The sequence below is a fragment of the Thiobaca trueperi genome (assembly GCF_004342175.1).
Lineage (GTDB): Bacteria > Pseudomonadota > Gammaproteobacteria > Chromatiales > Chromatiaceae > Thiobaca > Thiobaca trueperi.
In genome coordinates, this window is sequence record NZ_SMAO01000002.1 from 320,508 (window position 1) to 335,497 (window position 14,990).

Annotated in this window: 12 protein-coding genes; 5 read left to right on the forward strand and 7 right to left on the reverse strand. The window is 59.1% G+C overall.

The window, feature by feature from the left end:
- The first annotated feature begins 107 nt into the window (after positions 1–107).
- From EDC35_RS04575 to EDC35_RS04595, 5 genes are all read left to right on the forward strand, one after another.
- Positions 108–5,009, forward strand: a complete 4,902-nt coding sequence (locus EDC35_RS04575) for a WD40 repeat domain-containing protein (protein WP_132976058.1) — start codon at positions 108–110, stop codon at positions 5,007–5,009.
- Positions 5,006–5,398, forward strand: coding sequence for a CCDC90 family protein (locus EDC35_RS04580; protein ID WP_132976059.1), 393 nt, complete (start codon positions 5,006–5,008; stop codon positions 5,396–5,398). Before EDC35_RS04575 ends, EDC35_RS04580 begins: the two co-directional genes overlap by 4 nt.
- Before the next feature lie 205 nt (positions 5,399–5,603).
- Complete coding sequence (locus tag EDC35_RS04585) at positions 5,604–6,800, forward strand: RtcB family protein (RefSeq protein ID WP_132976060.1); 1,197 nt, start codon at positions 5,604–5,606, stop codon at positions 6,798–6,800.
- 123 nt (positions 6,801–6,923) lie between these two features.
- A complete protein-coding gene (locus EDC35_RS04590; protein ID WP_165903348.1) occupies positions 6,924–7,244 on the forward strand; it encodes a nucleotidyltransferase domain-containing protein in 321 nt (106 codons plus the stop codon).
- A complete protein-coding gene (locus EDC35_RS04595) occupies positions 7,234–7,632 on the forward strand; it encodes a HEPN domain-containing protein (protein WP_132976062.1) in 399 nt (132 codons plus the stop codon). The genes EDC35_RS04590 and EDC35_RS04595 overlap by 11 nt, the downstream gene beginning before the upstream one ends.
- Before the next feature lie 184 nt (positions 7,633–7,816).
- Here the strand turns inward: EDC35_RS04595 and EDC35_RS04600 are convergent, their stop codons facing one another.
- From EDC35_RS04600 to EDC35_RS04630, 7 genes are all read right to left on the reverse strand, one after another.
- Positions 7,817–8,029, reverse strand: a complete 213-nt coding sequence (locus EDC35_RS04600; protein WP_132976063.1) for a type II toxin-antitoxin system HicB family antitoxin — start codon at positions 8,027–8,029, stop codon at positions 7,817–7,819.
- The gene (locus EDC35_RS04605; RefSeq protein WP_132976064.1) at positions 8,019–8,279 is read right to left on the reverse strand and encodes a type II toxin-antitoxin system HicA family toxin; all 261 of its coding nucleotides are present in this window, start codon (positions 8,277–8,279) and stop codon (positions 8,019–8,021) included. Before EDC35_RS04605 ends, EDC35_RS04600 begins: the two co-directional genes overlap by 11 nt.
- Positions 8,280–8,455: 176 nt before the next feature.
- Entirely contained in the window at positions 8,456–9,802 is a 1,347-nt protein-coding gene (locus tag EDC35_RS04610; protein ID WP_132976065.1) for a hypothetical protein, read from the reverse strand.
- Between the two features lie 43 nt (positions 9,803–9,845).
- A complete protein-coding gene (locus tag EDC35_RS04615; RefSeq protein WP_132976066.1) occupies positions 9,846–11,819 on the reverse strand; it encodes an ATP-binding protein in 1,974 nt (657 codons plus the stop codon).
- A 14-nt stretch (positions 11,820–11,833) separates the two neighbouring features.
- Positions 11,834–12,748, reverse strand: a complete 915-nt coding sequence (locus EDC35_RS04620) for a DNA adenine methylase (RefSeq protein WP_207896107.1) — start codon at positions 12,746–12,748, stop codon at positions 11,834–11,836.
- A gap of 125 nt (positions 12,749–12,873) precedes the next feature.
- On the reverse strand, positions 12,874–13,122 hold the full coding sequence (locus tag EDC35_RS04625) for a hypothetical protein (RefSeq protein ID WP_132976067.1): 249 nt from the start codon (positions 13,120–13,122) through the stop codon (positions 12,874–12,876).
- Positions 13,123–13,728: 606 nt separating this feature from the next.
- A complete protein-coding gene (locus tag EDC35_RS04630) occupies positions 13,729–14,964 on the reverse strand; it encodes an SLC13 family permease (protein ID WP_132976068.1) in 1,236 nt (411 codons plus the stop codon).
- Positions 14,965–14,990 lie beyond the last annotated feature (26 nt).

Here is a 14,990-nt window from a genome sequence, read left to right on the forward strand (position 1 = left end):
ATTGTACCCGGTCGCCTTGATCTTGTGTCGTTTGGCTTGACGACTTGCGAACCGGGCGCGTCCCGGCCAACCTGATCCACTTTAATTTATGACCGCCGAATCCGACCATGACTGAGCCCAAAGTTCGCATCTTCGTTTCCTCTCCCGCCGATGTCGAGCATGAGCGTGCGCTGGTCAGGGACATCGTTGAGACGCTGGCGCAGGAATACCGACCCTATTTCAAGGTTCAGGCGGTGCTCTGGGAGGAGGAGGCGCTGACGGCCGCACGCAGTTTCCAGGCCGGGCTGCTGCGTCCGTCCGAGTGCGAGATCGTGCTGGTCATGCTCTGGAGCCGGCTCGGGACGCCACTCGCCGACGATCCCTATGGCGGCATGACCGGGACCGAATGGGAATTCGTCGATGCGGTCGAGGCCTCGGCGCGGCACGACACGCCCGAGGTGCTGGTGTACAAAAAGATCGCGCCGCGTCTGGTCGATATCACTAATGCGGAGGCGATCAGCGCGGCGGTGGCCGACCGCGACCGGCTCGAAACCTTTTTCCGCACCCATTTTTTCAATCCGGATGGCAGCTTTCGCCGCGCCTTCCGCCAGTTCGACAACGACAACGCCTTTCGCGATCTGGTCGAGACCCAGTTGCGCAAGCTGCTGAACCGGCGCATCAGCGCCGAGCGCCGCTTTGCCGCCGGGGTCGAGTCCTGGCGCGGGAGTCCCTTTCGCGCCGCATCGCCGTTCGATATTGGCGATGAGCGTGTCTTCACCGGACGCGAGACCGAAACCCGCGAACTGGTCGCCTGTCTCGACGCCCAGTCGGGGTCAGGGCTGTTCCTGCTGACCGGATCCAGCGGTGTCGGCAAGACCTCGCTGATCCGCGCCGGTCTGCTGCCGCATCTGGTGCGGCCCTTTCTGTTCACCGATGTGGCAGCCTGCCGCTGGTGTCTGATCGAGCCTGACCCGGTCGATCCGCTCGTCTCGCTCGCCGCCGCGCTGGCGGGTCAGCCCATGCTGGGCACCTCGCTGATGGGTTTCGGGCTGGATGCCGAACGTCTGGCGCGGCTGTTCAGGAGCGAGCCGCAGGTTGGCGCGGAGCAGATTCAGGCCGCGCGCCTCCAGGCGATGCAGGACGATCTGCGCCAGAGCGGGGCGCGTGCCGGACGTCTGCAACTGGTCGTGATCCTGGATCCGCTCGACGCGCTCTTCGACGCTGCCGTGCTGGATGCGCCCCACACCCAGGCCTTCGCCGCCGCACTCGCCGCGCTGGCCGCCCAAGAGGGGATCTGGATCCTGATCGCGCTGCGCAGCGAGCATCTCCCGGATCTGCCGCGACTGCCGGCGCTGGCCGGGCTGCTCGACGAGCACCACTGGATCCGGCTGGAGCCGCCGCCCCCGGCGCGCATCCGTCAGGTCATCGAGATCCCGGCGCGTGTCGCCGGTATCGAATACGAGGAACTGGGGCGAGGCGGCGAACGCGGACTGATCGAGTCGCTGGAGCTGGAGGCGAGCGCCTTGCCGCACTGGCCGCCGCTCCTGCAACAGACCCTGGAGGATCTCTATCGGCAGGCGCGTGACGCGACCGTGTCGGAGAGGGCTGCCGGCTGCCGGCTGACGGTGCATGACTACCGGCAGATCGGCGGACTCGCCGGCTCGCTGCTCAGGCGCGCTGATGCCTGCTGGGAAACCCTTGATGCGGATGCTCGCGCCGGCCTGCCGATACTGTGCCGGGCGCTGGTCGCCTGGGAGGGCGGCAGTGCGTCGCGGGCGAGCGCGCGTGATGGCGATCTGCGCACCCTGCTGCGTGATGACTGCGGCGCGGCGCTGGTGCGCGCCCTGATCGATGCCCGGCTCGTCGTCGCCGAGGCCGTCCCGGATCCGGTGAGCCGCGCGGTCTGCGCGCCGGCTCGTCTGACGCTCGGGGTCTCACTGCGGCGTGCGCTCGTCCAGATCGGTGAGGAATGGCGCGCACGGCTCCAGATCGGACGCGCGACCGTCGCGCTTGAGACGCTGCTCGACACACCCGATACCGATCCGCCAGCCGGGACTGATCCCGCGCTCGACTGGCAGGCCTATCGGGCCATCGTCAGCTTCGCCCATCCGGTGCTGTTCGAGCGTTGGGGGCCGGTGCGGAGCTGGCTGACGGATCCTGACAATCGGCGCGATCTGAGTCTGCGTCATCAGATCTCGCGTCAGGCGCGTCTGTGGAAACGCACCGACTGCAATCGCGACTATCTGCTGGGAGAAGCCGCACACGCCGCCGCGCAGGTCTTCGCTCAGACACACCCCAATGAAATCGAACCGCTGGAACAGGATTTTCTCGACCAGTCCTGGTCGCAGCTCCGCCTTCAGCGTCGGCGCAATCGCCTGACCGTCGGGGCCACGCTGGCGGTGCTGCTGATGCTTGCCGGCATTGCGCTTTTTTCGGCCTGGGACGCCTCGCATCAGGTCCGGCTCAATCAGCAAAGCGCGCTGCTGCGTGAAGCCGATATCGCCATCGCGCGTGGCAACACGCCTGAGGCGGTGCATCTGGCCCTGATGGCCGGTCCCGATCTGCCCGAGCCGGCAACCGATGCGCTGGCGCGTGCGCTCTCGACCAATCGTCTGCTCGCCATGCTCCAGCATCCGGGCGATGGCGCGGATCGCGTCCGGGCGCCCGCCTTCCGTGACGATGGCGAACAGGTGGCGACCCTGTCGAGTGTCCAGGGTGCTGCGCTGTGGGTGCGCCGGGGCAGTCGCTTCGAGCGCGATGCGCCGCTGTCCGACCCCGCGATCCCCATCCACAGCATCCGTTTCGTTGGTCAGGGCGACCAGCGCGCCATCATCGGCATTGGCGCCACTGGCGTCTGGCGGTTGCCGACCCAGCCCGGTCAGGCGCCGGACTGGACCTGCGGCGGAGATGAAAACGCGGCCATCGCAGCAGATCAACAGGGACGCTTTCTCGCCATCTCGCGTCCGGCGTCCCCGGATGGATTCGGCGTCTGTCTGCTGGATCTGAACCGTCCCGGTGTACCGCTCTGGGATCGCCCGCAACACCAGGGCGCGATCCGGAGTCTGGATTTTGCGCCGGATGGCAAACGTCTGGTCAGCGCCTCGCGCGACGGGCTGGCGCGCGTCATCGAGACGCTGACCGGCGATTCGCTGTACCTCCTGCCGCGTGAAGGCGCGTCCGGACGGCCTGCAATCCGCGCGGTCTTCAGTCCCGATGGCCGACTGGTCGCCGTCGCCTCGCTGGATGAGCTGGTGCGGGTCTATGGCCCCGATGGTGCGCTGATCGTCGAATTCGGCTCGATGCAGCGCGGCAAGCGCAGCATCCAGATCCATCAGTCCTCGATCCGTGATCTGGCCTTCTCGCCGGATGGTCAGTCCCTGGTCGCTGGCGACGGCGCGGGTCAGGTGGTGCGCTGGGATCTGCGCGACAAACGGGGTGAGGTGCTGGGGCAGCACGATCTGGGCATCGAACAGGTCAGCGTCTCCCCCGACATCGATCCGGCGCTGGGCGAGCTCCTGGTGCTGAGTCTCTCGCAGGATCGCACCGCACGGCTCTGGACCCTTGAAACCGGCAGGCCGGTGGCGGTCTTCAGCCATGCGGTCGCCATCTCGGACGCTCGCTTCAGCCGTGACGGTCAGCGCATCCTGACGGCAGCGCGCCAGGACGGCTCGGCGCGTCTCTGGTCGGCAGCCGCCGCGAATCCGCTCGCCGTGCGTCTCGACGAACAGGATCATGTCCAGCATCTCGCCATGGCCGAGACACCGCCAGACCCCGAGGATGGCCGCCGCGCGCTGCTGATGGCAACCGGTGCCTTCGATGGACGGGTGACGGTCTGGCGGCATGACCGCCAGGGCGATGTCATCACCCCGGTCAAACTGCTATCGGCGGTCGGTCATCGCGGACGGGTGCGCCGGGTCGCCTTTTCGCCATCGGTCCAGTGGCTCGCCAGCGCCGGTTCGGACGGCACCGCCAAGGTCTGGACGCTCGCCAGCGGTGACGCCTGCCGTCTGCGCATCGCCAGCCAGAGCAAGGTCTGTCGCACCGATGGCGCCGCCGACTGCCCGAATGTCCATCAGGTGCTGTTCGCGCCGGATGAACGCTGGCTGTTGACCGCCTCCAGCGATCCCGTGCAGCCGGTGCGTTTCTGGGATCCGGGCGCCTGCACGGCCTTGCCGCTGCCCGATGTCTTTGCGCAGGACAAATCGCGTGTCCAGGCGGCAGCCGTGACCACGGCTGAAGACGGGGCGACGCTGGTTGCAACCGGCAGCGACGAGGGTATGGTGCGGCTGCTGCGGCAGGCGCCAGCCGGGGACTGGACTCAGCTCTGTCAGTTGAACGCACATCAGGCGACCATCACCGAGATCACCTTTGCACGCGATGGCCGGTGGCTCGCCGCCGCCAGCCGCGATGGTCGTGCCGTGCTCTATCCGCTCGCCACCGGGCCGAACGACGGCGTGGCAGTGGCGCCCTGTGGCGAGCAGATCTATCTGGACGGACAGGCCGGCAGTCTCTATGACATCCAGTTCGCCCCCGACGGCAAGGCGCTCGTCACCGCCGCACTTGAAGCCAAGGCCCATGTCTGGTCGCTCGACGGTACATTGCTGGCCGAGCTGGCCGGACATCGCAACCGGGTGTCATCCGCCCAGTTCAGCCCCGATGGCAGATGGGTGCTCACCGCCTCGCGCGACGGCGCGGTGCGGATCTGGAAGCGCCCGCTGCGTGCGCAGGCCCAGCCGCTGGAGCCTTATCTGACCCTGAATGCCGGTCTCGGCAGTGCCGCGCAGGCCCGCTTCAGCCCGGACGGTGCGCTCATCGGCGCCGGTTATTGGGATAATGCGGCCTTGCTGTGGCGTCTGTGGAGTGCCGATCCGACCCCGGATCCGGGTCTGCAAAAGGACTGGGGCCGCGACCGCGCCCGGCTGGAGGTCATCCGTGAGGCGATCCGCTTTCAGAAGGCGACGGATCAGGCCGATGAAGCGAAGATTCCGGAGTCCGAATTGTCAACGCATGCAGAGCAAAAAACACCATGAATGCTATCTCATTAGACACCCTGGACTATGCCACCAAACTCAAGGCTGGCGGGTTCAGCGAACAGCAGGCCGAAACGCAGGCCCGTGCCCTGGCTGAGGTGCTGGAAAAACAGATAGCCACCAGGGAAGAGGTGACACAGCATGAGAATCTTCTGCGCCGCGACATTGAGGGTTTGCGGGTTGAACTGAAACACGATCTGGAAGTGCTGCGCATCGAGGCCAAGCGCGATCTGCGTGAAACCGAATTGCGGCTGGAGGCGCGTCTTGCCGAAACGAACACCCGCATTGCCGAAACCAAGGCAGACCTGACCCGCTGGGTCATTGGCGTGGGCATCCTGCAAACCACGGTCATCATCGCCGTGCTGATGAAGATCGCGAAGCTGATTTAAACTGCGTCCAGAGCGAGACGTTGAGTTTCTGGTGAATTCGACGTTTGCCGCATCCACGGCTATTGGCTGTGACACGGTTTAAAATTTTATACTTTTTAATATCTTAAATCGCGCCAGGTCCAGCGGTCATTGATGCAGCCAAGGTTTGTTCAAGCCAAAAACATTGCATACTGCACTGGGCGCGATTTAAAACTGGAGCGCCGCCATGCCGATCCATCAAGTCATCACCGAAGGCGAGAAGCCGGTCAAGGTCTGGACCGACGAGCTGGACCCGCGCTCGCGCGAGCAACTGGTCAATCTCTCCAGACTGCCCTTCATCCATCATCATGTCGCCGCCATGCCCGATGTCCATGCCGGCATCGGCGCCACCATCGGCAGCGTCATCGCCACCCATCAGGCGATCATCCCCGCTGCGGTCGGGGTCGATATCGGCTGCGGCATGGCCGCCGCGCGCACCTCGCTCACCGCCGAACAGATCGACGAACGCACGCTGAAAAAGATCTTCGACCAGATCAGCCGTGATGTCCCGGTCGGACGCGACCAGCACCGCGACGAGCGCGCCCTGAGCGAGGCCGCCGCGCCTTTCGCCGCGCCGCTGGCGGCCATGACCGACAAACACCCGCAACTGCTCAAGGCATTCGGGCGTTTCTCGAACTGGGTCAACCAGATGGGCACCCTCGGCGGAGGCAATCACTTCATCGAGGTCTGTCTGGATGAAGCCGGTCAGGTGTGGGTGATGCTGCACTCGGGCAGCCGGGGCATCGGCAACGCCATCGGCAACTATTTCATCGAGCTGGCGCGGCGTGACATGGAACGCTGGTTCATCCAGGTGCCCGACCGCGATCTGGCCTATTTTCCCGAAGGCAGCGAGCATTTCGACGACTATGTCACCGCCGTTTCCTGGGCGCAGTCCTATGCCCGCGAGAATCGCGACCAGATGATGACCCTGGTGCTGGCTGCGCTCGCCCGTCATCTGCCGCCGTTCACCGTCACCGGCGAAGTGGTCAACTGTCATCACAACTATGTCGAGCGCGAACACCATTTCCGCGCCGATGTCTGGGTCACGCGCAAAGGGGCGATCCGGGCGCGCGAGGGCGATCTCGGCATCATCCCCGGCAGCATGGGCGCACGCAGCTACATCGTGCGCGGACGCGGCAACCCCGAGAGCTTCTGTTCCTGCGCCCACGGTGCCGGGCGGCGCATGAGCCGCACCGCCGCTGAAAAGCGGTTCACTCCCGCTGATCTCGCCGTGCAGACCGAAGGGGTCATCTGCCGCAAGGACAAAGGCGTGCTGGATGAGATCCCCGGCGCTTACAAAGACATCGATCAGGTCATGGCCAACCAGTCCGATCTGGTCGAGGTGGTCCATACTCTGAAGCAGGTAGTGTGCGTGAAGGGGTAGGGCGCGGAGTCGCACCGCTCTCGTGCAGCAGTGCGGATGTTCCGAAACCGTCTCGGATCGTTGTCGTTGTCGCTGTCAAGATCCTGTAAAGTCGGTCATGTCCAGCCTCGTCGAGCGCCCGAGATGAACAGCGAAGAACAGCCATTCTCCGAGATCTGCCGCCGCCTTGTGGATGCGTATCATCCGAAGCGTTTGATTCTGTTTGGCTCACAGGTCTGGGGCACACCGGATCAGGACAGCGATCTCGACATTCTGGTCGAGGTGGACGAGACGGACGAACCGGTCTGGAAGCGCCCGCGCAAGGGCTATAAAGCCTTGTTTGGGATTGGGTTTCCATGCGACATCCTGGTTCGTACCAGTGAGGAGATCGAGCGCGAGGGCGCGGTACCCGCGACCTTGATGCATAAGATCATTGCAGACGGTCAAGTGATCCATGGCGAGTAGCCATCGAGAACTGGTTCGCTCATGGCTCGAAACAGCCCGGTGTGTGATCGAACACGAACCGCCCATTACGGATACCGCCGTTTATCACTGCCAACAGGCGGCCGAGAAGGCGCTGAAAGCCGTGATGATCCATCACGGTCAACCTGTGTTCAAAACACACGACTTGATGGCACTGACCACGCATTGCGCCAAAATCGATCCCGATTTCAAAGGCTGGGTCGATGCGGCTGCCATTTTGACGCCTTACGCCACGCATTATCGTTATCCCTGCAACGAACCCGACTCCAGCCGGACGGGGTATTCGCCTCGTCCGAAACATTTTGATCAGGACCGATCTGCCGTCGAAAACGTGCGGGACGGGTTGAATACCCCGTCCCGCTTGAGGTAGGGCGCGGAGTCGCACCGCTCTCGTGCAGCAGTGCGGATGTTCCGAAACCATCTCTGATCGTTGTCGTTGTCGTAATCGGCCTGCGAATCTTCGATTACGACAACGATTAGCCTCGGGATTTCCAAGGTGCCGCGCTAGCGGTGCGTATCGGTGACGCGACGCCAGAGGACGCTTGAACCGCTTGTCAGGCGTACATTAGTTTTCCGCGTGGTTCCGGAATACGACGGTTTAAATCTTGCGCAGTTTCAATCCATTCCTGAATTATTATTTCAGCATTTTGAAGGGCTTTTTGATAGCTTTCCCCGTCAGCCATACAACCAGGCAGTTCTGGTACTTCAGCGAGGTAAGCGTTATCCTCTTTGCTCCAGTAAATGATGATCTCGTATTTAGCTGCCATGGAAGTTACCGAGTTTATACTTGAGGATAACAGTACGCACCTGTTTGACTTGATAAGCTTTCGCTAACGCGCCGATTGGCTGAATATTCAAAATCTCTTCAATCTGCGGCTTTGTGTAGATGAAATGATCTCCTCGCACCCTTTCTGTGAAACCAAGTGTTTTGAGCAGTTTGCACAGATCCTTGAATGATATGTTTGCGTCAGACGTGCCGCGCAAGACTGAATCCAGGGTCTTTTCTATTTTTCCCATTAGTTAACTCGGCGCTGATCCCTTTCGCCAGATAGGCTCTAAGTAGACAGGATGAATAGAATTTCAAGAACCTGCAATTTAGTTAAAAATAACCTGATTACCCTCGAAGCTCCGTCAAATAGAACAGCCGCTGTGGCATGGCAGTGTGGGCCAGACGCGGAATCCGTCCTTGATCCTTATCTGGATGCTCGCTCTTCGAGAAAGCGCTGCAAAATGGCGGCGGAAGGATAGCTAGACATTGAGGCGATGCCGTTGGCTAGCTCTACTGGATACAAAGCGCCTTCGAATTTGTGGCTCACCAACGAAGGCAAGGTAGCAAGAATCCTTTTCAGGCCGATCAAATTATCAGTAGATGGCCAATCGCTTTCAGGCTTGTATTCCCCGGTTGGTACATTGAGCACCATAAACGCTCCGGGATCGACTTTGACGTACATCTTCTCGCCCCAGTTGGTCTTGAGGCCGTAAGGGTTTGCAACGTCTGGTGATCTGTAGACCTCTCTATGCACATAGGAATGCGTCAATGGGGAAAAAGTCAAAGGCTCACCACGATTTTGAGGTGCCGCGAATCGAACAATGGATGTCAGGTGATCAAAGAAAAATCCACTTTTTTCTTGTCCAATGATGTGGACGGGACGAAGAGAAGTCTTAGCATGCTCCAGAAACTCACGGATATTAGGAACCATCTTCGAATACTGACTGCGTAAAGTGAGCGGTCCGTCCTTTATGAATAAGGTGTCGGTGACTAATGAACGATCACTGTGATGCCACATGAGCCGCACTGCGGTGAACAACATCAGATGCTCCATCACGAGCATGTAGGAAGACGCCAACGACTCTGGCGCACTGTCTTCGCCCATTTCCATATGGAAGCCCCAAAGGTCAGACAGGTAAACCTCAACACCGCAATGCGGACACAGCCCGGCATCCGCGCCGTTCGCCAAACCATCACTAATATCCTTCCGGCAATGCGGGCATTGAAAGGCTGGCGAGCGCGCCGTAGAATTTGGCACCCAATTTTTATAGGCCAACCACTTCATCGTCTCATGAAACGCACCGCCTTGGTCGATGAGAATGGAGTCACGGACAATATTGCGCACGGCTTCGAAATTCGTCCCTATACTGGTACGGACGTTCTTCAAGGGGAAAACGGTTGCATGCTGAACCCCCGTGTCCTTAAGTGCGTCTCGAAGCAGCAGCGGATGAGGCAGGTCTTTGTCGATGGCTTCGAGCTTGGCCTTGTCAAGCATCAGGAGCGCAGTCTTGACGAATGCAACCTCACGGGGAGGTTTCTGCTCTGAGCGCACAGGTACAAATGAGCCGTCAACGGCCCAGATGCTGCGCAGCGGATCAATTCCTGATGGGTCAAACTCTTGCCAGACTGTGTTCGATGGGTCGCCATCGACTGCTGGAGCGCTCTCGAAGTCCTCGACGAGCGACTTAACCCACGGACTCTCGATGACCGCTAGATGCCCCAACTTCGAAGCGGCTTCGCCCGGCAGCCGCGTACCTTTTCCGTATGGCATGAGTCCTCCCCCTTTAGCTAGCAGGCAGTGTCGGCTGGCGGGCCTAGAAGCGAAACGCTTGTGTCGGCACCACGAAGCGATGTGACATCGTCAGCATGCGCATATAGCCCGGCGTCTTGGCGCGCAAGATGTCATCCTCGACACCATCGAAGGCAATCTGAAGTCGAGACAGCGCCCTGGTCTCATCCTGGCTCGACAAATGTCCAACAAAGAAATTCTCGGTCTGAGCAAGCAGTTCCTTATTGATGGTCGATGGAGATTGAGTGGAGTACACCATCCCGATGTGGAATTTGGCGCCTTCCTTGGCGAATCGCGCATAAACCCCTGTGAGATCCTTGCTGTCGGGTGGGAAAAGGTTGTGCGCCTCCTCAAAGTAAAGCTGAACGTAGCGATTACAAAGTGTATTCGATACGAATTTCGTCTCCTGTGCGCGAAATACGGCTATCGACAGGAGATTTGAAAAGTATCGTCGGATGCTATCAGTGGCATTGCCTAAGTCTAAGATGACAGTGCCCCCTTGATCCAGCAGGTCCAGGATCTCTGTTTGAAAATTGCTAGCGTCAGCAGCATGGTAGCCAATGTAGCTGCGAAGCACAGCCGGACCGGTTCCTGTAGCTGGATTCAAAAAATCCAAGAGAGCCACCATGTCCGGATCAAATACCGGCCGAGCACCACTCATTAGGTGAGGGCTGTTCGGAGCCTCACGCCTAAACTTCGCTATGACCTCCAACTCGGCCCTCAATTCATCCAGGTTTGTCGGCGCTGGCGGAGGTTGATCCTCAACACTTGCAGCATAGGCAGCCGTTCGCAAGGCGGCGTTGAAATGACAATCGAAGTGGCGTACGTACTGGGTGGCAACCACGCGTAGCGCACGCAACCGAGCCTCGTCGGCAGGGAATCCCGCTTTGTTTAAGGATGCCCAATACATCTGAATCTTCCGAACTGCGCGTGTTCGGTCTGACTCACTCATGCCAGGCAGCTCAGCGAGAGTTGGGAGGCTGACACTTGCGAAACTGCGGATGTAGTTGGAGCGCTGATTATCTTGATCCAAAAGCGACGCAATCACTTCAAGGCAAGCTGCTGGTTGCTCGTAGAAGTTCAATCGAAGCGGCCGTGATGGCGTATTCGGTCGGGTTGTCAAAGCATAGACCTGACATCGACTCTCATTAGCCGACCGCAAGGAGCGATTTCCATCCTGCGGATTGTCGTTGGCATACTCACCGTTGACATCAAAGATGAGCTGTCCCACAGAGTTATCGTTTGCCGTTGCATCAAGCATTGCTTGGGCAAGCAGCTTGACGACATTTGACTTACCCAGCCGGGTCTTGCCGAACATTGCGGTGCGGCAGCCTTTGAAATCTTTCATCGAGATCTCGACCGGAATGTCGGTTACTGTGCCGCTGCTGAAGAGCCCGCATTCCATGGTTCGCAGCATCCCAATAGTCGCTCGTTCCTCGGGCTTAACCATTCCATTAACTATGAGTCTGAGCAATGCCTCGTCAGGCGCGAATACTTTGTAGCGATGTGCGCTGACGACATTATTGACGTCCCCTGAGAATTGCAATTCCCGCATGTTTTGCGGGTTGGCGTAAAACATGCCGAGCACGTTGCAGTCTAATGCACCCCATTGCAGTTCGCTTTGAGTCCAGACGTCAAGCTCAGGCATGGATTTCTTGTGCAACTCGAAATAGGTCTGTTGAACCTGGTTGGATAGTGGCGTGGGCGATACGCCTGTCACGCGCAGCAGAGTGAAGTGGGGTGGCGTATTGCCAGCATTCACCGGAGTCATGATAAGGAAAGAACCGCGCGGAATGCCGCCAACGGAAAGCTTATAGGGATCACTCGTTATGATCTTGGCAGAATCGAAACCAAGTTCGAGAACATAGCCAACGAAGCGCATATCGGTGGTTCGTCGCGCCTGCTCCATTTGGTCTTCGCGTTGTAGGAACGTCCGCAGCACGTCAATTGGATTGCCTTGCGTGGCGGCTGTGTTGACCAGGTTGCCAAGTTCACCCATTGACTGTCCTCTCCCTAGATGTTTGCCTGAATGATAAGCTCTTCAAAGTACCGTCTGCTCGCGTTGTCAGCTGATATGCGCGAATAACGCGAGACAATCTGCTGCTTGAACTCGGGGCTGCTGTAAAGGTCGCGCACAGATTGATGGTTGGCATTCGTGCAAAGGATCTTGGCGCCGCGTCTGGCAGCCCTTAACAACGCAGAGGCAAGTCGTTCTTGGTCGGCCCAAGAAAATAGCACCTCATTATACTTGCGGAAACCATTATAGTTATGACGTACCGTATAAGGCGGATCGCAAAATAGAAAATCGTCCTTATCAGCGCGATCAACCAGCACCTCGAAGTCATCAACCATCAACTCGGCACCGGCCAGTAGTTTAGAAATAGCGCTAAAATTGTCCGTCTCAATGATCACCTTATCTTTAGTGCCTCGCGGGACATTGAACTGACCTCGACGATTGACCCGGTAAATGCCATTGAAGCAGGTTCTGTTAAGGTAGATAAGCCGTGATGCCCGCTGAGAAGGCTGAGGGGGTGTGCGGGCGCGCAGCCAGTAGTAATATTTATCAGCATCCTCGCGATGACGACGCTGGCGGTACTTCAGGCTACTCTCAAGTGCCTGCCAATCATCCTTGATGACCTGGTATGCATTCATTAATTCAGGATTGATATCGCCGAGCAGCGCGCGTTTTGGCTGGATATGAAAATAGACCGCGCCAGCTCCCAAGAAAGGCTCAATGTAGGTGCCATAATGACGAGGCAACAGTTCTGCATAGTTGCAGATGAACCATCGCTTACCGCCTGGCCACTTCAAGAATGGGGTGAAAAATCTGCAAGACTCTGGTTCATCGCTTTGGGCTTTCTCACTTCCATCACTAATTTGGTGGCGCGCCGATTTGTCAGATGAAGGCATTTTAGTATTTTTGCTCATTGGAAGCGAGGCATCACAATAATAACTCAAAAACCCTGCCCTCAGATGGTGGCTGTTGAGCCATATAGCGCGCAGCTAACGATTAACTCGGTGGCGCAAATGCTGGCAGATTCCGCTGGAGCGCATCATTGGGCTTCTGCACTTTCTCTTTTTGCATGCAGATCGCTTGCCAGTTCCGTGTAACGTGCTTTAGATAGGCGGGCATCTAATTGCGGGGCTGCTTTCAACTTCAGTCGCTTGCTTAGTGCGCGCAAATTAAAGCTATCTAATGTCAATGCAGCTTGTTCGGTAAGGCGTGGGACTTTGCCTAGTTGGTCATTCTGCTGATTGGCATAAGTAGTCATATCGTCAATAAATGTAAGTCTCGGCATCATTAACGACTAGGTGGTTAGATCGGATTGCCGTGACAGTTGTATTGCGCCAACGCTTCTCAAGTTCTCAACCTCTATTTCGAATATCTCTGTCAAACGCCGCCTGCTCCACCAATATAAATGCAGCCCGCTAGTCCACTTGCCATTCCTTGAAATACAGTTATTGACATATCCTCGCCCAAGACTAAGAATTGCCAATTCCGCTCTCGCCCCCGGCATTGCCTTAAGCTGGGCCAATGATTCTATAGTTGAACCCAGCTCCCCATAGTCGGCAACAACATCTGCCGCGGAATCTTTTCTCAGGTGAGCTATATCTTTTTCAGCATCGGATACATCGCTCTCGTGGTGTTTGCCATCACCGATGCACTAACATAATCGGCAGAGTAATGTTTTCCCGGCTCAGCGTTCCGTGTTGTTTTACCGGACATTAAGCGATGGCGCAAAACCCGTCAACCTGCGAGGAAAAAGTCCGCTCCTTCTGGGATCGCGATGTGCAAAACCTTCATGAATCAAGCATCCAGCCGCCTTCTGACCGCTGGATGGTGATTCGCGCGGAGCACGACATCGCGGCCTATCCCGACCGCAAACTGCCGGATTTCGGTTCAAACATCAGCGCCCAAACCACAGTGAGATGGCGGCGATTGCCTGTGTCGCCAGTGTCACCGGTACGCCGATCCGCGCATGATCGCGCCAGTCGATGCGGATCCCCCGGCGTTCGGCGGCCTGGACGACGATGATGTTGGCGATACTGCCGACGATGAGCAGATTGCCCGCCAGGGTGCTGGACAGCGCCAGCAGCGGCCCACTGAGCGGGTCGGTCGCCACCGGCAGCAGGAGCATGACCGCTGGCACGTTGGAGACCAGATTACTGAGCAGAAAACTGGTGACGAAGAGTGGTGCCGGGGCGTGCAGATCAAACCCGCTGGCACCGAGCGCGGCGACGGCCTGAGTCGGCAGTCCGGTTTGCTGCAAGGCGTGATTGACGATGAAGAGCCCGATAAAGAGAACCAGCAGTTGCCAGTCAATCAGCCCCAGCATGCGATACGAATGGAGACGGCGACTGGTCAGCAGGAGCGCCGCCCCCGCCAGCGCCATGAGCGCACGCGGCCAGTGGACGAAGAGAAACCCGGCAAAGAGCGCGGTCGCAACGGTCAGCCCTTTGGCGGTTTGCCAGCGGTCGAGCTGGGGCCAGTTTTCATCGGTGCGTGTCTGCTCCAGCGGTTTGGGCGATGAATCGGAACGCTGCCAGCGGCCACGGGTGAGCGCGGCGATGATGCCCCAGGTGACGAGCAGGCCCAACCCGACCGGTATGGACGCCATCAGCAGATAATCGGCGAAAGAAAGCCGGAGCATCTCGCCAAGCAGCATGTTCTGCGGATTGCCGATGAGGGTTGCGGCTGAACCGATATTGGCTGCGCAGGCCAGCGCCAGCAGATAGGGCAGTGGATCAAGCTGGCGCGCGAAGCAGACCTCGATCAGCACCGGGGCCATCGCCAGACAGATGATGTCGTTGCTGAAGACCGCCGCCAGCCCTGCCGCAATGGCGATCAGCGCGCCCAGTAGCATCGGTGGGGACAGATCCAATTCGCCCAGCCGTCCGACCGCCCAGCCATAGAAGCCACCCAGACGCAGTTGCGCCGAGATCACCATGAAGGCAAACAACAGGGCCAGTGTGGGGAGATGAATCGCCTGCCAGACCTGTTCCAGCGGCAGCGCCTCGGTCGCGGTCAACGCGATCACCCCCAGCAGCACCACCCCGGTACGATCCAGTTGCAGAAACGGCAGTCCGCCGAGCAGCATGCCCAGATAGACCAGCACGAAAACAGTGACGATGAATGGGGTCATTCTAACGTCGTCAGTCTGCCGACTGT